The organism is Thermorhabdus hydrogeniformans, assembly GCF_049310025.1.
Lineage (GTDB): Bacteria > Bacillota > Thermosediminibacteria > Thermosediminibacterales > Tepidanaerobacteraceae > JBJYKD01.
The window spans coordinates 1-25,568 of sequence record NZ_JBJYKD010000027.1 but is presented as its reverse complement, the minus strand read 5'-3'; the positions used below and the strand labels follow the sequence as shown (position 1 = coordinate 25,568).

Here is a 25,568-nt window from a genome sequence, read left to right as displayed (position 1 = left end):
AATTTTTACCTCCAAAATCTCATTATGGATTTGTGCCGTCTTGAAAGGATCTCTCTTTTAACCATCGCTGAGCACTTCCTTAATTCTTCTCTTAGTCGCATCCAGATACCTGTTAATTATATACATTTGATCGATGTAAAAATAAAAATTTCTCATACGAAATTGAGAAAGGATGGAAGGAGCATTATTCTTTATAATTATGCCGTTTTTAAATATTTCATGGTTCAATAAAGGGGGAGCGGTGTTCATTATAATCAAATCCACCGAAGTTTTAAGTATTTCTTCCAATTCGTGCTTGTATCTCAATTTGTATCTAAAAAAATCATCCATTTCAACACCGACTAAATAAATACCAATATCGATGTCGCTACCCCTTGCAGCCTTATTTTCCGCATAGGAACCAAAAAGATAGGCAAAAACAATATTGTCTTTTAAAAGGAAGAACTCCTTCAGTTTTGGAATAATAACATTTTTATCCATTAATTTCTCACCTTTATAATTATACCACAAATTACCGGCCGATTTTACTCCGGCAGAACGCTTTTTTAATCTTTCAAGCTCTCAGGGTTTTTTCCAGGAAATTTAAAATATCCCTGGCAGAGGGAGGGCAACCCTTTATATTTTCGGTACATCCGGCTGTACAGCTGCCCACTCCTATGCCGTCGAGAGATTTCCCCCTGAAGCCCTGGCCTATGTATATGCCGTCCTTTATCATTCCGAGCCTTCCACTTTCTTTCAACCGCTGGAGAGCGTGGATGAGGCTGCCGTAACACGCGGAGCAGGCATTTTTTTCTATTATCTTTTCCGACAATTTTTTTACTTCAGGGGACGGTGTAAATTTGCCTGCATTCTTGAGGTTCTGGTTCAGCTCTATTATTCTGGCCCTTTTGAGGTCTGACGAACCCGCTCCAATTTTTTCGGCGACATCCAAATATTTTATTTCATCCCTGGAATAGCCCAAGAGTGACGCCCCGTAAGTATCCACCAGCACCGGGTCTTTGCCGACTATTATCCTGTCCATTCTCACCGGGTTCCCGCCTTCCTCAAAGGTAAGATCTCCCCTGATGGCATCGACAATTATCATACCGCATCTTAAGGCCTTGCCGAGATACGCGATGGGTTTATTCAGCCCCATCGAATGAAATCGTCTCTTTTCACTATCCGGTATACACCCTTTCAGGTTTTTTAACGCGCACGTAATTAAAGTCTGGCAGTGAGCTTTCAGCACGGGGACATTTATAAGATAATCGACTTCAAGGGCCCTCTTGCAAATTTTTATATCTTCATCTCCCACCCTCCTTACTTCCCAGGGGTCTTCTTTCAAATCCCATAATGGCACATTGTATTTTCTGGATATCTGTTCATATCCGCATATTTTAAAAGCCCTCTTTGTATTCTCACCGACCCACGAACTTTCCAGAATGGCTATTCTGTCAAACCCCTTTTTCTTCAGATAACAGATGATGCCCTCCACCAGTTCCGGAGAGGTGGTAGCCCCCTGGTCCGCCGGTTTGGCCACCACAAGGTTGGGTTTTATTCCTATCAGATAATCTTTTTTAATCTCCCCTTCTATATTTATTTTTTCCAGAACTTCGTTTACCATCTCGAAAGGTTTATCTCCATATGTGACATATATTTGATTGATATCCATTATTATATCTCCTTTTCTTTAATGAGAAATCTTCAGTAGAAAAGAATATGTTTTAATTTTCCCTGCAGATTATATTTTACACCATTTTTATCCCTTCAGCATAAACTTTATGATGGTATACTATAATATAAACAAAAAAAGGTTTCTTCTGCTCTTATATTATGAGCTTTTCTTACAGCGCTGCAGCCTGCTTATGTTAGAGTTTGGAATCTATTGCTTTGACCATTCCTTATAAAGTAATACCGGTCTCTCATCGACAAAGAAATCACAGCTTCGCTGGATACTATGGATACTATGACATAAAAAAAAGAGCCCTTTGAGGGCCCTTTTTAATATTTTTTAATTTTTGCAGCAGCCATCTTCGCAGCGATTTTAACGGCTTCCACCATGCTCCTTTCGCTGGCCACACCCTTCCCTGCTATGTCGAAAGCCGTCCCATGATCCACCGAGGTCCGTATAATCGGCAGACCAACTGTAATGTTTACACCCGTTTCAAATCCTAAAAGCTTTATCGGTATATGACCCTGATCATGATACATGGCTACCACTGCATCATATTCTCCTTTTAGAGCTTTCAAAAATACGGTGTCAGGGGGCAGCGGGCCGAAAACTTTCAATCCTTCCTCTCTCGCCTTTTGGACGGCAGGCAATATCTCCTCCTGATCTTCACTGCCGAAAATCCCTGACTCCCCCGCATGGGGGTTTAATCCGGCTACGGCCGTCGCGGGATGTGATATCCCCATCATTTTGACCGCTTCATGGGCTAGCTTTATTGTCCTGTATACTCTCTCTTTTTTTATCATATCACAGGCTTTTCGAAGAGGGACGTGGGTGGTAACATGAATCACCCTGAAGTTTTCACATACCAGCATCATGGCATAGTCAGGAGTTTCAGTGAGCTTAGCCAGTATTTCCGTATGGCCGGCAAAATTCAACCCAGCGCGGTGCAGTGCTTCTTTGTTTAAGGGTGCGGTGGTTATGGCGGAGATTTTCCCTTCCAGAGCAAGTTTTATTCCAGCTTCCAGGTAATCGTACGCGGCACGCCCGCAGTGCGGCGATACCCTGCCTATTTTAAAGTCATTCAAATCAAGATCTTTCACGGCCAGGAGATTTATAACCCCTTCCTCAAATTCCTCGGGCGTACTTATTTCCTTAATTGGAACCTGGATTTTTAACAGGTCTTTATAGTAATCCAATATCGATCTTGACCCCAAAATTACTATCCTCGCAATCCCGGAAAGTTGGGCAGAAACGGCGGACTTCAAACTTATTTCCGGCCCAACTCCCGCCGGGTCACCCATGGTTATGCCCACTAAGGGTTTCATTTCTATTCTCCTCTCAAAAATCTTATGGCATTTAGAATGGAATCTTCATTTCCAAAAGCCCCGGCTTTTGTCACGATTCTGAGTCCATCATAAGGTCCGCCGTCGAGCACCAGTTCAGGAATGCCAGGTTCAAGTTCGGAGTTTATCCTGCAGCCGTCAACAGAAAACTTACCGACTACATGAATAGCCGTATCTCCACCTGTCAAAATCAGGCCTCCAGGCATTTTTTCACCAATTACCGAGATGGTAATATCTCCCAGAACCTGAGCCAGAGCTTCGCTTACCTCCGGCAAAGAAAGATTTTTTCGCCTTCCTGTTTCAAGCGCCAGTTTTATGGATTCCTCATCGGTCGCTGATGATATTATAACATCTTTCCCTTTATCCATGTGTTCATAACATTTTTTTGTGACTTTTTTTATCTCGTCAGCCGGAGACGTCAACGCCTTTTTTACATCCAATCTTACAAGTTCTATATTTCCATCTTCCACAGCTTTGAAGATCTGGCTTCGAGTTACCTCACTGACACTGCCGGCTATTACCAAAATCGGTCTTTTACCCGATTTTTCCTTTAGGATAACAGTGAGGGCTTCTGCCAGCCCCGCAGAACCCACCCATAGGGTTTTTCTTCCCAGGTTTAATATACTCCCAGCAATGGTTCGTAGGTCTTCATCGCACAGAGCATCGAAGGAAAAAGTATTGTAATCCCGGAGTTCAATTTGCAATCCTTTTTCCAGGTCATGCCTTATTTCTTCCCTGGTCTTGTGTCTTACGGGCGTATTTAATTGGCTTTCAAGCATCAGTTTTAGATCTGAGGTGGTTACGGGATTTTTTGGATCTTTGGCAAATTCGGTTCTGTCTACCGGCACTCCTTTCACATAATGAATGCCCTTTTCCGTAGTACGGCCATTTTTTGGAAAAGCCGGAGCAAACACGGTAAGCTCCGGCTCCAGAATTTCCCTCATGGCTTTGATTTCTATTCCTATATTTCCCCTCAAAGTGGAATCTACTTTTTTATATATAACGGCATTCTCATATGATTTTATGGCTTGAGATACTTCCCTGAGCCTCTGATATGCGCTGGGGGGTGGAACGCTTCTAGTTTCTGTATCTATCACCAAAACATCAACCACATCTTTGTATTTTGTCATAAGTTTTTCATTCATTATGGTAACCGCCGAGTAACGGTGCTTTGTTACCTGTACTCCCGTATCGTTGGCCCCGGTAAAATCGTCGGCTATCACTATAATCTTGAACAATTTTTTCTCCTCCCCAAAATGTGGTGATTCAAGTATATATTCAAGTATATATTAAAAATAGATTGGTCACATTAATTCTTACAAAATCACTTTGAGGAGACAAAATTAAAGCGATTTCACTTTACTTTCCGTATTGTTTTTTCGCCTTTGCTGCATCTTGTCGAGGAAATCGACCAGCAATGGGCAGAGAATGGCAGTGATGACCACCGCAGCACCGACCTGAACCGTAGCAGTTGAAACATAGGGGACCCACGATGGATCAACTGCAGCTACAGCAGCGGGAGTAGCAACAGCATTCCCGGCAGCTGTCCCTATGGCTGCTCCAACTGCATTACTCTTTCGATAATTTTGAGGAACAAGATATTTATATGCAAAGTACCCACCTACACCCGTCACAACCAGGGTCAATAAGCCAAGCAACACTCCTGGAGCCCCAGCCTTCACTATATCGATGAGATTCAGCGACGCCCCTAAAGGGAAAGAAAAGAATGGTATTGACAGCATAACGCCGGGAGCCAAAAATTTACGCATATCCTCATCCAGGTTTCCCAAAATCATTCCCACAATTATAGGTATGATAACAGCTATAAGCGCAACCCAGGGTATGTTCGCCAAACCGGTCATACCCATCGCCAGCATAGTGAAAAAAGGACCATCATTGGTAGAAATTATAGCCACAGCACCTATATCGGTTTCATCACCATATTTTGAAGCAAGAGCAGTATAAAGCCCTCCGTTTGAATTCGCCATAGCAGCGATTAATGCGAGTGGAGTCAAACCAAATAAGGTCGCTTGGGGGCCCAACAATTTACCAACCAGGATACCTATTATACATCCCAATACTACCTTTGAAGTATTTATTACTATCCCCTTCCACAGGGCGACACCTGCGGTCGTAATGGTTATTTGAGCACCACTGCATACAAGCAGCACAGCGATAAGGGGTAGAGCACCATTTTTGAATAAAGCTGTCGTAAAGCTGCCTATTTTTAAGGCTTCTGGAGCAAATGTATTTATAACGGCACCCAATATTAAAAAAACGACCATTAAACCACCAGGTACTTTTTCAATAGTCTTTAAAATAGGAACTCTTCCCATTAATTCTATCCCTCCAGTCTTTTTTCGAAATTTTCATTCCTAATTTGTAAACTAAAGGTTCTGAGGGGGAGAATTCCTTTACTACCTGGAAAAAAGACCTGCTTCTCCCCACCCTCCATCATACGCTGTTAACAGCCGGCAGCCGTCAGAACTGCCAACCTTAAAACGTCGATATAAGTTTATACATTCCAAATTCCCTGTGCTTCAAAGCCTCCGCTTTTGTAAGTTTTCCGTTAACCACATCAATCATTTCGCTGAACAGTTTCTCCCCTACTTCTCTAATTGTTTCATCGCCCTCTACTATAGTGCCCGCATTGATATCAATATTGTCTTCCATTTTTTTAAAGGTGTTGGGGTTGCCGGTGACTTTAATTACAGGAGCGATGGGAGACCCCGTCGGAGTTCCTCTACCGGTGGTGAAAATCACTATTTGGGCCCCACCGGCCGTCATACCGGTAATTGATTCTATATCCTGGCCAGGTGTATCCATAATGTAAAGCCCCTTACCCGTGGGGGCTTCCCCGTAATCCAAAACCCCCTGAACCGGTTTGGTGCCGCCTTTATATATACAGCCAAGAGATTTTTCTTCTATTGTGCTTATACCGCCCTCAATATTGCCCGGAGTAGGCTGGCCACCCCGCATATCCACACCCATTGTTTTTGCCTTTTCCTCGCAATTCCGAACAATTTGTATCAGTTTATCTCCCACCTCCTTCGATACTGCCCTCTTTGCCAGCAGGTGCTCGGCACCTATGATCTCCGTAGTTTCTGAAAACATGGAAGTCCCGCCTAATTCGATAAGTTTATCCGAGACATATCCTGCAGCTGGATTTGATGCAAGCCCGGATGTGGTATCGGAGCCGCCGCATTCCACGGCCAGTATGAGATTTGAAATATCAACCTCTTCTCTCTTTAATTCGGCAACCTTCTGGGCAAACTGGCGTACAATACGAGTTCCCTTTTCTTCCGCTTTCAACGTTCCTCCACAATCCTGTATTATAATGTATTCTACTTTTTTGCCTGTTGCCGCTATTTCTTTAGCTACTCTCTCAGCTGGCACACCCTCACAACCTAATCCTACCACTAAAACTGCTGCCACATTGGGGTTTTTGCCCAATCCAATCAGTGTCCTTGCAGTCAGCTCTAAATCTGCGCCTATCTGGCAACAGCCGTGCTGGTTAGGAAGTGCTACAGCGCCTTCCACACTGGCTGCAATCCGCATAGCCACCTCACTGGCACAAACCGAACAGGGAATTACCGCGATATGATTCCTTATACCAACTTTCCCATCTGGCCTAACATATCCTTGTATCTTCATTTTCTATCAACCTCCCAATCGCCCCGGCCTCTTACACTTTCAATGTTGTGCACATGAACATACTCGCCCGCTTTAATTGTTTTAGTCGCCCGCCCAATGACTTCACCGTACTTAACCACATCTCCACCTTCCTGGATGTCTTTTATCGCGAATTTGTGGCCAAACGGAACATCGTTTAATAAGATTACTTTAACCTCCCTGCCATCGACATCCACTATTACTTCCTGCCCCTTGCTTAAGTCTTTTACCGTAGTGGCTACGTTATCGTTGCGGTGAGCCACCACTGCCAACTTCTTCATTATAAAATCACCTCCATCTGTCATTAAATTGCAATATCTATGCCAGGCTTTAAAAAGCGCTTTTTATTGATTTAGAAATTATAGATAAAACAAGAGGTTTTATTTTGCAACATTTTACTGTTGCAAAATAAAACCTCTATTGTGTTTTGCATCAATTAATGGTGCAACTTCATATTTTTTAATTTTCGCCACAAAGTAGTTCTGTCAATACCCAGTTTTTCCGCGGTCTTCGTGATATTCCCATTAAAATGTATTAACACATTTTTAATATATTCATTTTCCATTTCTCTCAATGGTTTGATATCATGGCTGTCCTCAAAAACCGATTTAGGTGAAGATTGACCGTTAGATTTTTTTATTTGATTATAAAATCTTAAATTTTCACCCGTAATAAATTGCCCTTCGCACAACGCACAGGCTCTTTCGATTATGTTTTCCAGTTCCCGCACGTTCCCCGGATAATCTAAGGATTTTAATATTTTCATGGCCTCCGGCGTTATCCCCAAAATACTCTTATTATTTTTCAATGAAAAATGTCTTATGAAATTTTGAACCAGAATTTCAATATCCTCTTTCCTCTCTCTCAGAGCAGGTAGATTTATCGTCAAGACGCTTATACGGTAATAGAGGTCTTCCCTGAATCTGCCTTCCCGAACCATCTCCAATAAATTCCTGTTTGTGGCGCAGATAATTCTGACATCTACGGGTATAAGTCTATCATCACCTATTCGCATAACCCTCTTATCCTGGATTACCCTAAGCAACCTGGATTGGAGGTTTAGAGGCATCTCACCGATTTCGTCGAGAAAAATGGTTCCTCTGTGCGCCAGTTCAAATAAACCTATTTTACCGCCTTTTCTCGCCCCTGTGAATGCTCCTTCCGCATATCCGAACAATTCGCTTTCCAGCAAATTCTCCGGCAATGCGGCGCAGTTTACCGCCACAAACGGGCCAAACTTTCTTTTACTTTCATTGTGAATGCTCTGGGCAAAGAGCTCTTTGCCGGTACCTGTTTCTCCATTTATAAGGACAGTAGACTCCAATTTAGCATACTGTTTTGCCTGTTTTACAACTTCCTCCATCACATGGCTTTTAAACAATAAATCCTCAAATTTGTAGTCTGCCACAAGCCCCCTATCAGCCATCTGCCTTCTGATCTTTTGTTCGGTGCTCTGTAGCAAAGTTACATCCTGAAAGGTGGCAACAGCTCCCAACACTTCATTATCCACAATTATCGGCACCCTGTTTGTAGCTATCATAATGTCCGAAATCTTCTGGAGTTCTCCCAATTGAGGTTTGCCCGATTTAATAACTTCATAGAGTTTAGTATTGGGAACAACTTTTTCAACCTTTTGCCCGACGGCATTTTGGGCTGACTTTTTAAAAATTTTTTCAGCCATTTTATTGTAGATGGAAATATACCCCTGCTTATCTACGGCTATAATTCCATCGTGCACAAAATCAACTATAGTCTTGATCTGCTCGGCTTTTGTCTTTTCCGCTCTAATGGCTTCGGCCAGTCTGAAAGCCTCATTTACAGCATTTGCCAGAGCTTCTTTGCCTGATGTTATGAGGCGGCTTTTTAAACCCAGACTTGCGGCGCTTCGAGCTCCAATGGTATCGCCTATAAACAAGCCGACACCCTCTTCCGCCGCCTTTGCCACCTGTAATGGACCTTCCTCTTCTTTTTCGATAACCACCTTTATCAAATTTAAACCGAGTACTTCTCCGATAACTTCACAGCCGTATATAACATTCCAGTACCCCGCCACACCGATCAGACCGCTATAACCTATCAAGCCTTGAAATTGCCTCAATATGTCGTAGGGGCTCACTTTAATTTCTACCACAGGGACAGACACCGCTTCTTTTATCATTTTATAAGTGCCTCCACGGCTGATAATTATGTCGGCGCCTTTTTTCTCCCATTCCACAGCAATTTTTGCACCTTCACTCAAATCCCCCAATTCGACTTCAAACTCCACATTTAAATCCTTTTTGACTTCTACAGCGGTCTCCAGAAGGTTGTTATAAGGTGCAATCAAAACAATTTTCATTGTTAACCCTCTTTCTCTTTAATAACTCTTATGGCAAAATTCGGGCAAGCACTATTTTCCCTCAATAATCTTCTCCAAGAAATTTAATATATCCTTTTGCCGGGGGACAGTCTCATCTTTGGAGTAACCCAAAAGCCACACCCCGTAGGTATCCACCAGTACCGGATCTTTGCCGACTATTATTCTTTCCATCCGCACGGGGTTTCCCCCCAGATCCCATGCAATTGCGTCAACAATTATAATTCTGTACTTAACGGCTTTGCCGAGATAAACAATTAGCTTGTTTAGCCCCAGTGAATGAAATCTTCTTTATTTCACTATCCGTGATGCACCTCTTCAAGTTTTTCAGTGTGCATGTAAGCAAAGTCTGGCAGTATGCTTTAAGCACGGGGATGTTCAGCCGCAGCAGTATGTACCAATAATGGCTATTTCCTGGTATACGGTGTCTTTTTTCAGGGGAATCTCAATAAAATACCTTTGTGATAGCCGATAGAAAAACTTTTATATATATTATCTTAAGTGGAATTGCCGGTGCTTCTTCATGGCTGTTTTATTTTCTGGCCTTAAATTCTCGCATTAAAATTCGTCGAAGTGGCCCGGGTTGCACCTATTGATAAGCTCACTTAGTCTTTGACCATTCTGGCGGCGGTTTTCCCGGGAGAAAAGGTAAGTCCTGTGAACGGTTAGGCGCTGGGCTTATAGCCGTGGGTGCCATATTGGTGGCTTCTGGATGAAGAATGGGGATAGAACGGCTCTTTCAACATCAACGGTCAAGCTACTCACTCCTCATCCCGCTTACAATCTCCAGTGCTCTTCTGTAACGAGGATATATATCGGAATGTTTTCTGCTAATCTGTTCAATTAGATCGGTAACTTTATCATTGTCAGAAATATATACGGGTATGCCATGGCGAAAAATTTTAAAAGCCAATATAATATTAACATCACGTACCGAAACTATATCAAAGGGATGACCATCGAAACGACCTAGTAAGGAGTATACTTTTTCAATCAGTAAATCTACTTTTTGTCTTGGACTTTCTACAAAAATAATCCCGAGATCTATATCGCTATCGGGCCTCATTTTTTCCAAGCAAGAGCCAAATAAATAAGCACCCTGTATTTCAGGAAACCCCATTAATTTTGAGGATATATGGATCTTTAATTTTTCAAGATCAATCGTAATTAATTCAAGCGGCATGGTATCTACCCCATAATTAATGTCTTACTTATATTATAGTTAAATTTCATAATTATTCAACATTAATTGACTATATATTAACAATGGCCTTGACGGCTTCATCATAGGACCTTTTCAAACCCGCTATCCCATCATAGAGCGAACCCACTCCTGCAACAAATTCCGTTCCGTATTTTGCAAATCTCTCGTGCAGGGTATTTGTGCAATTTGTCAATATAATCTTATACATAAAAAACAGGATTTTATCAGGCTTTATAGAAATTATATAAAAACAAATCTGTTGTCATTAATTCTTGAGAGCAGCGCTATTATGTTAAGACCCCAAGTTAACATAAAATAAAAAAATATTGCTCCTACAAAAAGCACATTTTTCTATGAACCCCTACACGAAAGTCAAAGTCTGGAATTTACAAGGAGGAGATTATATGATTTTAACATCTTCCTTAGCAACCGATATAGTTGAAAAAATAAAACAAATAATTGGATATGACATCAATATCATGAATAATATGGGAATTATTATTGCAAGTACAAATCCAAAAAGGGTAAATTCTTACCATAAAGGTGCTGAAGAAGTTATTAAGACAGGCAAGAGCATAGAGATAACTGAAGAGAATGCAAAATTTTCTGAAGGGATTAAGCCTGGGGTAAATCTTCCAATTTCCTTTAATGATAAAATAGTTGGGGTAGTAGGCATAACTGGAGAACCAGTAATAGTTAGACAATTTGGTGAAGTAGTTAAAGCTATGGTAGAATTAATGCTACATCAAACCTTTCTGATACAACAAATACACATGGAATTAAGTGCAAAAGAGCGTTTTTTATATGATCTACTGCATGAAAACTTCTATAATACCGATGATGAGCAAATTATTATGCGCGGAAAGGTCTTGGGATTTGATCTAACCATACCCCGGGTATGCGCTGTTTTTGAAATCGATAGTTTTAAAGAAAAAGTAACTAATAATGAAAAAACTGAAGATAAAACTAATATATCTGCATATTCCGGTCAATTTGACCAATCTCTAAATAAAAAGTTTGAGAACATTATTCAAAAATATATTAATAACCAGCATGATATTATCGTAACTCTCAGCAATAATAATTTTGCTATCCTTTTTGCCTTAAAAAATTCCAAAAACTACAAACATGAAGTAAAACAAATTATCCGCTCCTGTGAAAACATTATTAGAGAAATAAAAATAAAGTCTAGCGTTGAAATATATGCTGGCATTGGATCTAATTATCCTTCGGTTAGAGAGTTGACAAAGTCATTTAAAGAAGCTATAAAAGCAATTCAAATCGGGAAAGTTATAAATAATTCGGGAATTTATATTAATTCTCAAAAAACCAACGTGTTTTATATTGATAATTTGGGTTTATACCTTTTAATAGACAGTATTCCTAAAGAAATTTGTAACAAATTTATGGAAAAATATTTAGGAGTAAATCATAATTTAAACGACCTGTTAGACCCTACATTAAAAGAAACATTATTTAAGTTTTTCGAATGCAACCTTAATGTCAGTAAAGCTTCAAGAGAACTTTATATTCATCGAAATACTTTACTGTACAGGCTTGATAAAATTTATAGTCTTACTAACCGAGATCCACGGATCTTTAGTGATGCCATTGACTTAACAATCGGTCTATTAATTAATGTATTAAAACAAATAAATTGATTTTAAATAAAGTATAAAGTCTGGATGAATACCAGACTTTATACTTATCATTCTTTACTGTTTTCTATTTTTTAACACTTCTTCATTCAACAAATTTGGTGGTATCTCTCCTTTTAACCCCGCAACCAAATTTTCGGCGGCCATAGTAGCCATCTTTGTCCTTGTGGTTACGCTGGCGCTGGCTATGTGTGGCAACAGTATTACATTGTCAAGTTTTAGCAACGGATTATCCATACTGGGCGGTTCAGGGTCCATCACATCCAGGCCCGCTCCCGCAATTCTATTGTTTACAAGCGCCTCATAAAGTGCTTCTTCATCCACTATGGGCCCTCTTGAGGTATTAACCAGAATGGCGTTCTTCTTCATAAGATTTAAGGTCTTTTTATTGATGAGATGTCTTGTTTGTGGGGTCAGTGGGACGTGTACACTTACAAAATCCGATTCTTTCATTAGTTCTTCAAGATTTACAAACTCCAATCCTAATTCTTGTTCGGCTTTTTCGTTTCTCACCAGATCATAATACATAACCTTCATGTCGAATCCTTTTGCCCTTTTTGCCATAGCATATCCGATTCTGCCTAAGCCTACCAGCCCCAGAGTGGCACCATGTATATCCTGCCCCAGCATCAGCATTGGCCCCCACGTTTTCCACTTGCCAGCTCTCACAAATTTGTCTCCTTCTACAATTCTCCTGGCAGTGGCCATTAAGAGGGCAAAAGCCAAATCCGCGGTGGTCTCTGTCAAAACTCCGGGAGTGTTTGTCGCCATTATACCTCGCTTTGTAGCTGCTTCTAAGTCGATATTATCAAATCCTACCGCATAATTACTTACAATTTTTAAATTTTTTGCCCTATCCATTAATTCTGCATCAATTTTGTCAGTAAGAAGCGACAATAAACCGTCAACTTCTTCAATTTCTTTCATTAAAACTTCCCTTGGAGGTGGCAATTCTTCTTGCCAAACCTTGATATCGGCAATTTCCCGTATGATGTTTAGGCCCTCTTCGGGGATAATCCTTGTAACATAAACTTTTGGTTTCATGTTTTATAACCTTCTTTCTTCAATATTATTTCAAACCATTCATAGCCTTTTCAAGTATTTTTATAAGGTCGTTTACAGTAGACTTCCTTGGATTTACTGCCACATTTCCGCTGGTATAGGCTTCTTCCGCAATCGGTTTTAAATCTTCTTCTTTCACGCCAAAATCCTTTAAACCCTCTACTATACCTATGTCTCTCATCAATTTTTTAATGGCCTCTACAGCTTTCATCCCCGCTTCCATCCTCGAAAGGCCAGCAATATTTTCTTCAAAAATTGTAGCTATTTCAGCAAATTTTTCAGGCACAGCCATAACATTAAATTCCATTACATGCGGTAGAACAATGGCATTCGCCAGGCCGTGCGGTATGTTGAAATGAGCACCTAGCGGTGATGCAAATGCATGGGCAAGACCTAACCTTGTAACGTTAAAAGCCAAAGCTGCTATATTGCTCGCCATAATCATATCTTCTCTTGCATCAAGATCATCACCGTTTGCCACTGCTTTTCTCAAGCTACGAGCTATTAACTTCATCGAATGTAACGCCAGGGCCTCGGAGATGGGCTGTGTCGCTTTGCAGACGTAAGATTCCATGGCATGGGTTAACGCATCCATACCAGTAAATGCAGTCACCTTAGGTGGTACTGACTTAGTCAGAAGAGGATCAATTATTGCCACTGTGGGCATCAGGTACCAGCTTCCTACACCGGTTTTAAATTTTGTTTTTTTATCAGTTAATACTGACCAGTAAGTAGCTTCACTCCCGGTACCCGCTGTAGTGGGTATAGCAATGATGGGCAATGCAGGTTTTTTAATTTTTCCTATCCCGATATAATCGAAAATCTTTCCTTCATTTGTAACCATTGCAGCTACAGCTTTTGCAGAATCCATGGAACTCCCGCCGCCGACACCTATGGTTATTTCACAACCTGACTTTTTTGCAATCTCTGTTGCTCTTTCAATCATATCAATGCCTGGATCGGATTCTACTTCATCAAACAATACGTATTCTATATTTTCTCTTTTTAATGATTCTACAATACCGTTTAATAAACCTGCATTAATAACACCTTTATCTGTGACTACAAAAGCTTTTTTTGCATTTAACTCTTTTACTTTTTCGCCTACCTTTCCTGAAGCGCCTCTTCCCATTATAATTTCAGTAGGCATTTTATATACCTTTAAATCCATATTCGAAAACCCCCTAAAATTAATTATTATTTATATTAAATCTAATTCTTTGAGTTTAGACTCTTCTGGAATTCCTTCTTCACTCCAACCGCGATACTCATAATAATCGCTTAGCATTTTACCTAAATGGGGCAAATTTACCATAATGCCGGGACCTTTTCTCTTTAATGTAAGGAATCGCATTGGGAGTGTATCTTCTTTTCTGGAAATACCGCATTTTACATTAAACATCCTTTTTATATTGAAAATTCTCTCCCCCGTAATCATTAACTCTTCAAAGGAATAATCTTCCCAACCTATTACAGATTTTATCCATTCAACTATTGTACTTATTCTTAAACCTCCTTGTAACATGAATTTACAAAGTTTTATTGAATCGAAAACACCCATAAGATTTTGCATCTTTGCCACAAACTCGGCTTTTCCCTCAATTAAAAGCCTATCATGGGGTTTGTCGTATCCCAATTCTGGCATAGCAAACACTCTCTCAAAACCATGGGTAAATCCTGCCAAGTGACATGCTCCCCTATTTGATGTAGCATATGAAAGAGCAACTCCATTATACGCTCTGGGATCATGTGCAGGAGGTTCTAGCCCCTTAACATGTAATGCATACTCTCCGGCAAGCCCACCAATTTCTCTTGCAGCCTGTCTAACCCCTTCAGCTAAAATTTTACCTATACCACGCCTTTCTGCTATCATTTTTACCAATTCCACCATTGCTTCGGCATTGCCAAATTTTACATCCAGCCCATCAGTATCCTGTTTTGTTATTATTCCCCTCTCATAAAGCTCCATTGCAAAGGCTATAACACCACCAGTGGTTATAGTATCCATGCCATAACGGTTGCAAAGTTCATTAGCATAAGCTATGGCTTCAAGATTATCTATAAGGCATAAACCGCCTAGAGTACCAATGGTCTCATATTCAGGTCCGGCCCCATCAACTCCTTTGTAAGGTCCTTCTTCAATTTTCACCACCCGTCCGCATCCTATTATACATCCTTTACAACGGTAATTTTTAACTAGAATGGTTTCTGCCATTTTTTGGCCGGAAATTTTTTCAGCTCCCTCCGGCCAACGTCCAACTTTCCAATTACCCAAGGGGAAGTTTCCGTAACTTTCATGACCAATAACCCCACCGCTGGTCCCAAACTTTGTCATATTAACTGTAGCTTCTTTTATTCCCGGTGCTATATCCCTGATAGTTTTACTCAATCTCTCTCTATCGAATACACTAACGCTTCTGGCCCCTTTAACCGCAATAGCTTTTAGATTTTTTGAACCCATTACAGCTCCAATGCCGCACCTGCCCAGGGCTCTACCGTCTTTACCATCAGTCATAATTGCAGCGAATTTTACCAAATTTTCACCAGCAGGTCCTATGCTCATTACCTGAACATCTGGTGACAATTCTTTTTTTAATAATTCATCAGTCTCATAAGTATCTTTGCCCCATATATGTCTAGCATCTTTTATCTCTATTTTTGAATCATCTATATACAAGTAAACCGGGCTATCGGCTTTTCCTTCAATAATTATGCCATCATATCCCGCTCTCTTTAGTTCATATCCCCATGAACCTCCGACGTCCGATTCTGCAAAAATCCCGGTCAGCGGTGATTTTGTAACGGCAGCATGCCTCCCCGAGGTAGGAATATTCGTCCCACAAAAGGGACCTGTTAAAAAGAATATCTTGTTATCCGGCCCAAGGGGGTCTGTGTCCGGCTTGATTTCGTCATAAAGCAGTTTTGCGCCAAGGCCGCTTCCACCTAAGTATTTTCTCCATAATTCTTCTTTAATACTTTCTGAAGAGGAGGTCTTGTTGGTCAAATTTATCCTTATTATTTTATTCCAGTAACCATACATCAGCTTAACATCCCCTTCCAAAAAATTTAGCCTCCACTTAGAGAACCGTAAAAATCTATTACATCGTTTTCAAATATTTCTTCATTCAGAAATACTACCTTGCCATTTCTTACCGGAACTAAATTTCCATAAACTCTATCCCTATCCTCAACACATGGCACCAAATCCTTAACCTCAGGGTATTTTTTGATAAATTCTTTTATTACATCTTTTAAACTCGCCGAAGTTCCCTTGACTTCTAAATTTATCTTTTTTTGTTTTACTATAATTGAGTAAGGTGGAAATAAATTTATTTTTATAATCATTTGCTTTAGCACCCTTAATCAAATAGTTCTGTATTTACATTATAGCTCCTGCCTAATTCCTTTAGTTCTTGAATTACCGGTAATGTGAGCGGGATGCCTTTTTCAAGTCTTTCTTTTTGTGTTCTATACTCGATTTCTCCGGGCAGGTATATTTCTTCAACATTTTTTGCTTTAGGCGAGTCTTTAATCTCTTCTATCATTTTATCAATGCGATATTTAAATACTTCTACATCTATAAATTTACTGATATCTATAGCCGCAAAACAATGCCCTACATTTTGGGCTTCAACAAAATTTTCATATAGATTGCCTATATAAGGGCCATAGGCGGCACCAGACAAAATCCCACATAATATGTCGATTAACAGCGATATAGCGTACCCTTTAGGACCGCCGAAGGGCAACACTGAACCCTCTAGAGCTTCCTTTGCATCTGTGGTTACTTCTCCTTCTTTATTAATTGCCCAACCTTCAGGAATCCTTTGGTTATTCTTTTCTGCCAATATTATTTTCCCTCTCGCTACAACACTGGTGGCCATATCAATGACGATTGGCATTCTCTTACCTGCTGGTATGGCAAATGAAAAGGGGTTTGTCCCAATAAAAGGCTTAATTCCTCCCCATGGTGCCATTGTTGAAGGAGCATTGGATGTGGCAAATCCTATCATATCATAATCCAAAGCCATCATCGAATAGAATGCAGCGGTGCCAAAGTGATTGGAATTATTAACTGCAATGAAAAAAATTCCTTTTTCTCTGGCAGCGTTAATGGCATATTTCATCGCATTATATCCCACAACTGCACCCATACTGTTACAACCATTTATTACTGCCACGCTTCCTACTTTTTTTTCAAACTTTATCTTACATACTGGCTCAACCAGTTTAAGCTTTAACCGCTTCATATAAATGGGTATACGACTAACCCCGTGGGAATCGACCCCGCGGAGATTGGCTTTTACAAGGTTGTCGACAATTATTTGAGCATCATTTGTAGGAACTCCTTCTCTCTCAAAAAGATCTACTCCGAATTTTTTTATCAACTTATGATTTATATACCTTACATTTTCATTCGATTCCATCGATTACTTCACATCCTCTTTCTCTAAGTGTTTTGTCAATCCAACTCCTATCTAGAGTTCCTTTTTCAATCTGTTCAAACATCAACTTTTCCTTTTCCACAATCTTTATTGTATTTTCTAATATGTTTTCAGCTTCTTCCGGGGGTATCACCACCACTCCGTCAGCATCACCAACCAAAATGTCACCGGGCCTTATAACAACTCCGCCACAAGATATAGGAACATTTATTTCTCCTGGGCCATCTTTATAGGGTCCTTTAGGATTTGCACCTCTTGCAAAAACAGGAAAATCCAACTCTTTGATTGCTCCGGAATCTCTTATGCATCCATCGATCAGATAACCGGCGAGGCTTCTCTTGATAGCCAACCTGACCATTATTTCACCTAGAATGGCATTGTTCATATCACCTGACGCATCTACCACAATCACATCCCCTGGTTTTGCTATTTCCAGAGCTTTGTGAACCATCAGATTATCCGCCATTCGCGTTTTAACCGTCAGGGCGGTGCCAACCATCTTCAGATCTTTTTTCTCATTTATCATTTTTATTTCTGAAGCAACGCAAAAAAATCTGTTCATATTGTCAGCAATATTCGGTGTAGAAAACTCCCTAAACTTTTCTACCAGTTCTCTAGGGGGCCTTTTTATGTTCATTACAACCTTAAAGCCCACATTAGACATAGTATTCACTCCTACTTTAATTTTTTATTTTTTTCTACAATGATTATAGTTTCTTCGACTTAATATAACTACCAGCAGTTTAAATAAAGTTCTCCAACAAAATGCTATATTTTTTGTTGAAAATGACTACATTTAGTCCATATAAAGTCCACCATTGATGTCAATAGTATATCCGGTTATAAACTCTGCAAAATCTGATGCTAGATACGCCACCGCTTCGGAAACCTCTCTGCACGTACCAATCCTCTTCATAGGTATTAGTTCGATGTGTTCTTTTAGCAGTTCTTCTGATCTCCACCGAATCATTTCAGTATCGATCATGGCCGGTGCTACAGCGTTAACGGTGATGTTATACTGAGCAAGCTGGTTTGCCAGAGCCTTTGTAAAGCCTATAATTCCCGCCTTTGCTGCACAATAGTGAGCTCCTGCACCAATAGAACCGCTTTTTGCCACTGCAGAAGACATGTTAATAATCCTGCCGTATCTCCTTTCTATCATATGAGGCACAATATATTTGCAGCAATTAAACGCCCCCTTGAGATGGATACCCATCATCCTATCCCAGTCTTCTTCTTTAATCTCCAGGAAAAACCTTGGATCGGTAATCCCTGCGTTGTTAACAAGAATGTCTATTTTCCCAAACTTGCCGATAGTGTCTTCCACCATTCTGTTAACTTCCTTTGAAATACTGACATCAGTTTTGTAAATTATAGCCTCTCCCCCTTTATCTTGTATTTCTTTTAAAACTTCCATTGCCTTGTCTTCATTTTTGGAGTAATTTATGACAACTTTAGCCCCCAATTGCGCCAGTAGCAAAGCTATATCCCTTCCAATACCCTTTGAAGCGCCAGTAATCAGTGCAACTTTTTCTTTTAGAAAAGGTTCGCGCATTTTATCAAAATAATTGATATTCATGACTATCGCCCTCTTATTACATTTTATTTTATTCAGATTAAAAAATTAGTCCATATACAATCCGCCATTGACATCGATTGTTTCACCGGTTATATAGTCTGAACCTGAAGATGCCAGAAATACCACCGCCGCAGCCGTATCTTCCGGTCTTCCCATTCTTCCCACCGGTATCCGGGATATAATATATCTTTTCTGATCTTCACTTCTATCTTTAATTAATTCTGTCTCGGTGGTGCCGGGAGCTACTGCGTTTACATTTATACCATACTTCGATATCTGTAGTGCGAGTTGCCTTGTCAAGGCCATTATTCCACCTTTAGTCGCACAATAATCGACCCCTGCAAAAGGAAAACCCAATTTCCCTCCAGCTGAAGCAATATTTATTATCTTGCCGTATTTTTGCCTAATCATATGTGGTACAACTGCGCGGCAGCAGTAAAATACCCCTGTCAAATTGACTTTTATTACCCTGTCCCAGGTGGCATCATCTATATCTGTGATTTGGGCGTCATGAAGAATCCCGGCGTTATTGACAAGGATATCTATTTTGCCGTATTTTTCCACAACCTCATCAATCATTTTATTGACGCTTTCACTCTCCGAAACGTCTACCTGCATAAATTCGGCTTTTAATCCCTTTTGCTTCAAGTTCCTTTCTAGTTCTTGACCACTAAGAGCATCTATATCCGCTATTACAGTTATTGCTCCCACTTTGCTCAAAGCTAATACTATACTTTTTCCTATACCTTTGGCCCCTCCAGTTACTATGGCAATTCTCCCGTCCAGTGAAAACATATCATTACCCTCCATGTTTTTTATTTCATGTTTTTTATTTATTTACCCAAAAGCAGATTAGGTAGCCACAAAGATATTTGTGGGAATATAGTAACTAAAATTAAGGCGACAAACAGAGGTATATAAAATGGAGCAACCGCCTTGACCATCTTATCAAAACTTATCTTTGCCACTCTTGCAACCGCATATAGACACATTCCAATAGGTGGCGTTAGAAGACCTATCATGAGATTTAACACCATAACAACTCCCAAATGAACCGGATTTATCCCTATAGCCAATGCCAGCGGCATCATAATGGGTGTCAATATCGTAATTGCAGCATTCGTTTCCATGAAGCATCCTACAATCAACCAGAATATATTTAAAATGAATAATATAATAAGGGGATTTTTACTGATATTAAATACTTGCTCCATAAACATCATGGGCATTTGCGTCTTTATCAGCAGCCATCCGTATAAAGAAGCGTTAGCAACTATAAACAGTATAAGAGCTGTTTCTTTCACTGTTTCATATACTATCCCCATGACATCTTTTATTTTCAGTTCGCGATAAATAAAAACTGATAAAATAAACGCATAAAGTGAAGCTACCGCTGCCGCTTCAGTGGCAGTGAAAATACCCAGTAAAATTCCACCAATTAAAATTACCGGCGTCAATAAAGGCCAAAAAGCCTCATAAAAACTTTGTAAAACTTCTTTTATCTTTGGAAAAGGTCTCCTGGGGTATCCTCTTTTTATGGCATAGTAGTAAACCATTATCATCATGCAAAGTCCCATTAATAAACCTGGGACAATGCCAGCTACCAAAAGTGCCGCAATGGAAACATCGCCCATGACCCCGTACATAACCATCGGTATGCTTGGCGGGATTATGGGGCCTATGGTAGACGACGCTGCTGTTACGGCCGCACTAAATTCTCTGTCATATCCTTCATCAAGCATTGCTTGCACTTCTATGGTTCCCAATCCCGCAGCATCTGCCACTGCAGAACCGCTCATCCCTGCAAAAATTATACTTGCTACAATATTTGCGTGCCCCAAGCCCCCAGGCAAATAACCTATGATGGTATTTGCAAATTTAAAAATCCTCTTGGTTATACCACCGGTATTCATTAATTTTCCCGCTAACAAAAAAAACGGTATAGCCAGCAGTGTGAAATTATTTACTCCGTAAATTATTCTTTGAGCCATCATTTCGTAAGGTATTCCAAAGATACCTCTTTCATAAATCAATACAGCAAGCGAGGTCAGGCCTATAGCATATGGGACGGGAAACCCCGTGATGAACAAAAATATCAGAAGCCCTAAAAATATTAAAAGCATTATTGCCATTGTTGTTCCCCCTTAAATTTCTTTAAATTCTTTAAAATCCCTTATTTGATATATAATGAAAATAATTGCCAAAGGTACAGCGATTAGTGGCGGAACATAAATGATGCTCGTCTTCAAAAACGGCATTGAGCCAAGCATTATATTGCTGGCTTGCGGCAACATTTTAAGAGAGCCGACAAAAAATGTGCACAAAAATATTATTGTAAGTAATGCAATGACGATTTTCCATATCTTTTGATAACTATCTTTCATTTTTGATACGAAGTATGTTGTGGTAATCTGGGTGTTTTCGCTCTCTATCACCGCAAGTCCTATTATAGTCAACCATATGGTAATTACTCTCGCAAGTTCCTCGGTCCAGGGTACCGAAATTTTTAAGACATAACGAAAAATAACCTGTAGTATAACACAAAACACTAGTAAAATTAAAAGGGCATTTCCCATAATTTTAACTATGTCGTGAAGCCTTTTTCTAAGCATAATTATTCACTCCCTTTTTACATCAAGGAGGATTCTTTTTTGAATCCTCCTTGCAAAAAGCTTTCTTTATTCGCCAATATACCCCTTGACTTCATCCCATACGCCGGGGGCCCAACCTTTTGCAACCTCTTTAATTCCAGGAATAGCCGCCTTGCGGAACGCTTCTTTATCAACTTCAATTATTTTCATACCTGCTTCTTTCAGCTTCTGCTCTAGCTCTGCATCCCTATTGCTCATCTGTTCGTCTCCCCACTTCGTAGCCTCTTTAACTGCATCTAATATAATCTGTTGATACTCGGGTTTGAGATTGTTGAAGAAATCCTTGTTCACAACCCAGTGGAACATATTAAACAAATGCTCTGTTTTAATGGTATACTTCTGAACTTCATACAATTTAGCTGTATAAATATTTTCATATGGGTTTTCCTGTGCATCTACTACTTTTGTCTGTAATGCACTGTAAACCTCATTCCAGGCTATAGGAGTTGGGAGTGTCCCCAAAGACTTCCATACTGTAATCCATGTCGGAATTTCAGGGACTCTTATCTTAATGCCTTTTAAATCTTCCGGCGTCTTTACTTCTTTATTGGTGGTTAAGTTTCTGGCTCCTCTTTTTTCTAGACCAATCAGTTTAACATTTCCTTTCTGTTCTAAAGCCAGTTCAATCTTTTCTCCAAATGGGCCATTCCAATATTTATATACCGATTCCATGTCAGGGAAAATATATGGAATAACAGTAGCATCATATTCCGGTGCGTACATCGATGTAAGTATGTCGCCGAAAATACTCATCTGAATTTCACCAGTTTTTATTTGCTCAATGTTGTCTCTCTCGCCTCCAAGTACTGCTCCTGGGAATAATTTGACGGTTATGGCATTATTCGTTTTTTCTTCTACAGTTTTCTTAAACATTTCTGCAGCCTGATTTTCTATGGTTCCCGGGGGTGTATGAATTGCAAATGTTATTTCTATAGGCTTCTCTTCTTTTTGTTGCTGTCCACTGCTAGAGTCATTGCTAGCTTTTTGCTGGCCACAACCCACAACAAGCGAAACTGCTAAAACAGGGATTAACAACAAGGCTAACCATTTTTTCATAGAAATGTTCCTCCTTAGTTTATTCATTTTATAATTAATTTTGGCAAAAACATGGTTATTGAAGGGACATATGAGACAATCAGTAACACTACAATCATGGCAGCTATGACAGGGAGCAATGCTCTACCAACTTTAGTGATAGTTGTTTTTGCAATGTTACAGCAAACAAATAGACAAACACCAACAGGTGGAGTTACAAGACCTATGCCTAGATTCATTGTCATGATTATACCAAAATGAATTGGATCTATTCCTACATTCTGGATAAGAGGTACCAATACAGGGCCTAAAATAATCAATGCTGCAGTCAAGTCCATAAAAGTTCCCGTGAACAACAGGAGTATATTTATCAAAAGTAGCACAATATATTTATTTGTAGAAATACTGAGTATAGTTTTAGCTAACAACTGAGGAATCTGCTCGCTAGCAAGGAGCCAGCCAAATCCTGAAGCTACTGACACTAGAAACATTACAGATGCAGTTCCCACTAAGCATTCCAAAAGAATTTTTGGCACCTTTTTAATTGTTAGTTCTTTATAGACAAAAGCGCCGACAATCACTGCATATATCACTGCCACGGCAGCTGATTCAGTAGGTGTCATAATACCTCCGATTATGCCGCCCAAAATTATTACCGGCATCAATAGAGCGAAAAATGATTTTTTAAACTCCTGCCATATTTTCCTGAACCCTCCCCACTCTTCTCGTGGGTAGTTTTCTTTATTTGCATAGTAATATGATACTCCCATAAGGCTTAACCCTACCAAAACACCCGGAATGGCTCCAGCTAGAAACATTTGGCCAATAGATACGCCACTGATAACACCATAAATTACCATTGGGATACTGGGAGGAATTATAATTCCTATTACCGATGCGCTTGCTACAATTGCAACTGCGAACGGTAAAGGATAACCTTTCTTTTGCATCGCTGGTATTAATACTGATCCCGTAGCAGAACTGTCTGCTACAGATGACCCCGACATACCTGCCATTATCATATTTGAAACTACCGTTACCATTGCGAGGCCGCCCTTAACAAAGCCTACTAGTGACGATGCAAAATCAATTAACCTTACACCTATCCCCCCTTCCGACATTATTATCCCAGCCAGCATGAAAAATGGTATCGCCATTAGCGGGAAAGAGTCGACACCAGTTCCCATGCTCTGGGCAACAACGGAAAGCGGAAATTTTCCATTGTACAAGATTGTTAAAACTGTCGACATTCCTATTGCAAAAGATATAGGTATATTCAGCAAAAAGAATATTACAAAACTACCCAACAAAATTAATGCTTCCATATTATTAAGCTACTCCTTTAATCTCTTTAAAAGTATCGTAGACCACATGCAATAGCATTGTCATTCCAGCAAAAGGTATTGCTACATAAACATATCCCGTTGGTATCTGTAATGCGGGCAGATTTTGGCTCATAGTTATAGAGACCACTTCAATACCTGTTTTTATCATCGCTGCACTAAAGAAACCAATAATAAAGTTTTTGATATACTTTAGCACCGTTTTTTGTCCATTGTTTAATTTTTTTTCGATTAAATCCAAACCTATGTGGGCGCCCTTTCTCAAAGCTATATCTGCACCCAAAAAAGTCACCCATGCAAATATACACCTTGCTAGTTCTTCGGACCAGCTTAAAGAATTATGCAGAACGTACCGGTAATAAACTTGTAATACCACGACTACAACCATTGCTATGACCAAAATGCTGCCAATTGTTATATTTATTTTTTCAAAAAATTCATCAATCTTTTTAAGAAAAGTCATTTAAATATTGACCTCCAAATTACTTTGCAGAATTTATCTCATTTATGACCTTCTCATAAAATTCTTTGCCGTACTTGTCATCAAATTCCAAGTGAACATCTTTAGTAGCCTGTGCAAATTCTTCAATATTAGGTGTTGTAACCTGCATTCCTTTTTGCTTTAAGATTTCAAGCAATTCCTGGTCTCTTTTCTGGCTTTCTTTCCGTTGTAAGTCCCTGGCTTCTTTTGCTGCTTCAACTACCGCTTTTTTCAAGTCATCGGGCAGCGACTGATAAAATTTCTCACTGACCAGTAGCACACACGGCGAATATATGTGATTGGTAATAGCAAGGTATTTCTGTACTTCATAAAATTTTGAGCTTTCTATAAGGGCTAACGGATTTTCCTGGCCATCCACAACTTTTTGTTCAAGAGCAGTATATACTTCACCAAAGCTCATTGGAGTTGGGTTTGCGCCTAAAGCCTTAAATATAGCTATGGATACGGGGCTATTTGAAACTCTTATCTTTATACCTTTCAAATCCGCAACACCATTAATCGGTCTAGTATTGTTTGTAACCTGTCTAAATCCATTTTCGAAATACGCTAAAAGTCTTATTCCATTTTGCTTAGGCTGATCTTTAAAAATTTCTTCTCCGATATTTCCGTCTAAAATTCTGTAAGCTGTTTCTCTGTCTTTAAATAAGTATGGGAGGTTTATAACCTGGATTTTAGGCGCCCATCCTGCTATAGGCTCTGTACCGATAACACCGCCTTCAATGGCTCCTAGTTTCATTTTTTCCAAAAGTTCCTTGTCATGCCCTATTTGGCCGTTTGGATAAATTTCAACCTTTATTTTCCCATTAGATTTTTGTTCAACCAATTCTTTGAATTTTACTGCTCCAAAATGATAAAGACTGGATTCAGCGGTACCATGCCCAATTTTCATAGTGTAGGTTCGTTTACTGGTGGCGGAGTTTTTTGAGCCACAAGCAGTTAAAAATATAAGTATCATTGTAACAACAGCTAATATTTTTACATTTTTCATTGACATGATTCCAGTGTAAAAACTCCCCCTTTTCCCCAATCCATATTTAACCAAATACGGCTTGAAAAATAAAAACTAA

General features: G+C 39.7%; 26 protein-coding genes and 1 pseudogene. 1 reads left to right on the top strand and 26 read right to left on the bottom strand.

The window, feature by feature from the left end:
- Positions 1-57: 57 nt before the first annotated feature.
- From mntA to ACKX14_RS12220, 12 genes and pseudogenes are all read right to left on the bottom strand, one after another.
- Complete coding sequence (mntA, locus tag ACKX14_RS12275; RefSeq protein WP_422448048.1) at positions 58-480, bottom strand: type VII toxin-antitoxin system MntA family adenylyltransferase antitoxin; 423 nt, start codon at positions 478-480, stop codon at positions 58-60.
- 73 nt (positions 481-553) lie between these two features.
- Positions 554-1,651 (bottom strand): DUF362 domain-containing protein, encoded by a 1,098-nt coding sequence (locus tag ACKX14_RS12270; RefSeq protein WP_422448046.1) that lies wholly within the window; start codon positions 1,649-1,651, stop codon positions 554-556.
- Between the two features lie 329 nt (positions 1,652-1,980).
- Complete coding sequence (gene pdxA / locus ACKX14_RS12265) at positions 1,981-2,976, bottom strand: 4-hydroxythreonine-4-phosphate dehydrogenase PdxA (protein WP_422448045.1); 996 nt, start codon at positions 2,974-2,976, stop codon at positions 1,981-1,983.
- Positions 2,977-2,978: 2 nt separating this feature from the next.
- Positions 2,979-4,232 (bottom strand): four-carbon acid sugar kinase family protein, encoded by a 1,254-nt coding sequence (locus ACKX14_RS12260; RefSeq protein WP_422448043.1) that lies wholly within the window; start codon positions 4,230-4,232, stop codon positions 2,979-2,981.
- Between the two features lie 105 nt (positions 4,233-4,337).
- Complete coding sequence (locus ACKX14_RS12255) at positions 4,338-5,330, bottom strand: 2-keto-3-deoxygluconate permease (RefSeq protein WP_422448041.1); 993 nt, start codon at positions 5,328-5,330, stop codon at positions 4,338-4,340.
- A 160-nt stretch (positions 5,331-5,490) separates the two neighbouring features.
- Complete coding sequence (locus ACKX14_RS12250) at positions 5,491-6,648, bottom strand: UxaA family hydrolase (protein WP_422448039.1); 1,158 nt, start codon at positions 6,646-6,648, stop codon at positions 5,491-5,493.
- Positions 6,645-6,947, bottom strand: a complete 303-nt coding sequence (locus ACKX14_RS12245; RefSeq protein WP_422448037.1) for a UxaA family hydrolase — start codon at positions 6,945-6,947, stop codon at positions 6,645-6,647. The genes ACKX14_RS12250 and ACKX14_RS12245 overlap by 4 nt, the downstream gene beginning before the upstream one ends.
- Positions 6,948-7,102: 155 nt before the next feature.
- Positions 7,103-9,004: a sigma 54-interacting transcriptional regulator gene (locus ACKX14_RS12240; protein WP_422448035.1), complete on the bottom strand. Its 1,902-nt coding sequence runs from the start codon at positions 9,002-9,004 to the stop codon at positions 7,103-7,105.
- A gap of 51 nt (positions 9,005-9,055) precedes the next feature.
- Positions 9,056-9,202 carry a hypothetical protein gene (locus tag ACKX14_RS12235; protein ID WP_422448033.1) on the bottom strand — a complete coding sequence of 49 codons (147 nt, stop codon included), beginning with the start codon at positions 9,200-9,202 and terminating at the stop codon, positions 9,056-9,058.
- A pseudogene (locus ACKX14_RS12230) lies at positions 9,203-9,280 on the bottom strand (hypothetical protein); the annotation flags it as partial.
- Positions 9,281-9,779: 499 nt separating this feature from the next.
- On the bottom strand, positions 9,780-10,205 hold the full coding sequence (locus ACKX14_RS12225; RefSeq protein ID WP_422448031.1) for a nucleotidyltransferase domain-containing protein: 426 nt from the start codon (positions 10,203-10,205) through the stop codon (positions 9,780-9,782).
- 70 nt (positions 10,206-10,275) lie between these two features.
- Entirely contained in the window at positions 10,276-10,419 is a 144-nt protein-coding gene (locus ACKX14_RS12220) for a hypothetical protein (RefSeq protein WP_422448029.1), read from the bottom strand.
- A 211-nt stretch (positions 10,420-10,630) separates the two neighbouring features.
- Between ACKX14_RS12220 and ACKX14_RS12215 the strand changes: the two genes are divergently transcribed.
- Positions 10,631-11,887 carry a CdaR family transcriptional regulator gene (locus ACKX14_RS12215; RefSeq protein ID WP_422448027.1) on the top strand — a complete coding sequence of 419 codons (1,257 nt, stop codon included), beginning with the start codon at positions 10,631-10,633 and terminating at the stop codon, positions 11,885-11,887.
- A 54-nt stretch (positions 11,888-11,941) separates the two neighbouring features.
- Here the strand turns inward: ACKX14_RS12215 and gyaR are convergent, their stop codons facing one another.
- The 14 genes from gyaR to ACKX14_RS12145 all read right to left on the bottom strand — a co-directional run bounded on the left by gyaR (position 11,942) and on the right by ACKX14_RS12145 (position 25,489).
- Positions 11,942-12,928: a glyoxylate reductase gene (gyaR, locus tag ACKX14_RS12210; protein WP_422448025.1), complete on the bottom strand. Its 987-nt coding sequence runs from the start codon at positions 12,926-12,928 to the stop codon at positions 11,942-11,944.
- Between the two features lie 25 nt (positions 12,929-12,953).
- Positions 12,954-14,117 carry an iron-containing alcohol dehydrogenase gene (locus ACKX14_RS12205; protein ID WP_422448023.1) on the bottom strand — a complete coding sequence of 388 codons (1,164 nt, stop codon included), beginning with the start codon at positions 14,115-14,117 and terminating at the stop codon, positions 12,954-12,956.
- A 30-nt stretch (positions 14,118-14,147) separates the two neighbouring features.
- Entirely contained in the window at positions 14,148-16,007 is a 1,860-nt protein-coding gene (locus ACKX14_RS12200) for an aldehyde ferredoxin oxidoreductase family protein (RefSeq protein WP_422448021.1), read from the bottom strand.
- A gap of 5 nt (positions 16,008-16,012) precedes the next feature.
- The gene (locus ACKX14_RS12195) at positions 16,013-16,291 is read right to left on the bottom strand and encodes a MoaD/ThiS family protein (RefSeq protein WP_422448019.1); all 279 of its coding nucleotides are present in this window, start codon (positions 16,289-16,291) and stop codon (positions 16,013-16,015) included.
- Between the two features lie 14 nt (positions 16,292-16,305).
- Positions 16,306-17,373, bottom strand: coding sequence for an Ldh family oxidoreductase (locus tag ACKX14_RS12190; RefSeq protein WP_422448017.1), 1,068 nt, complete (start codon positions 17,371-17,373; stop codon positions 16,306-16,308).
- A complete protein-coding gene (locus tag ACKX14_RS12185) occupies positions 17,360-18,055 on the bottom strand; it encodes an RraA family protein (RefSeq protein ID WP_422448015.1) in 696 nt (231 codons plus the stop codon). Before ACKX14_RS12185 ends, ACKX14_RS12190 begins: the two co-directional genes overlap by 14 nt.
- 132 nt (positions 18,056-18,187) lie before the next feature.
- Entirely contained in the window at positions 18,188-18,970 is a 783-nt protein-coding gene (locus ACKX14_RS12180) for a 3-oxoacyl-ACP reductase family protein (RefSeq protein ID WP_422448013.1), read from the bottom strand.
- A 45-nt stretch (positions 18,971-19,015) separates the two neighbouring features.
- Positions 19,016-19,765, bottom strand: a complete 750-nt coding sequence (locus ACKX14_RS12175; protein WP_422448011.1) for an SDR family NAD(P)-dependent oxidoreductase — start codon at positions 19,763-19,765, stop codon at positions 19,016-19,018.
- Between the two features lie 38 nt (positions 19,766-19,803).
- Positions 19,804-21,102 (bottom strand): TRAP transporter large permease, encoded by a 1,299-nt coding sequence (locus ACKX14_RS12170; RefSeq protein ID WP_422448009.1) that lies wholly within the window; start codon positions 21,100-21,102, stop codon positions 19,804-19,806.
- A gap of 12 nt (positions 21,103-21,114) precedes the next feature.
- Positions 21,115-21,582: a TRAP transporter small permease gene (locus ACKX14_RS12165; protein ID WP_422448007.1), complete on the bottom strand. Its 468-nt coding sequence runs from the start codon at positions 21,580-21,582 to the stop codon at positions 21,115-21,117.
- Between the two features lie 66 nt (positions 21,583-21,648).
- The gene (locus ACKX14_RS12160) at positions 21,649-22,677 is read right to left on the bottom strand and encodes a TRAP transporter substrate-binding protein (protein WP_422448005.1); all 1,029 of its coding nucleotides are present in this window, start codon (positions 22,675-22,677) and stop codon (positions 21,649-21,651) included.
- 23 nt (positions 22,678-22,700) lie between these two features.
- Positions 22,701-23,981, bottom strand: coding sequence for a TRAP transporter large permease (locus ACKX14_RS12155; RefSeq protein WP_422448003.1), 1,281 nt, complete (start codon positions 23,979-23,981; stop codon positions 22,701-22,703).
- 4 nt (positions 23,982-23,985) lie between these two features.
- Entirely contained in the window at positions 23,986-24,462 is a 477-nt protein-coding gene (locus ACKX14_RS12150) for a TRAP transporter small permease (RefSeq protein WP_422448002.1), read from the bottom strand.
- A gap of 19 nt (positions 24,463-24,481) precedes the next feature.
- The gene (locus ACKX14_RS12145; protein ID WP_422448001.1) at positions 24,482-25,489 is read right to left on the bottom strand and encodes a TRAP transporter substrate-binding protein; all 1,008 of its coding nucleotides are present in this window, start codon (positions 25,487-25,489) and stop codon (positions 24,482-24,484) included.
- Positions 25,490-25,568: the final 79 nt, after the last annotated feature.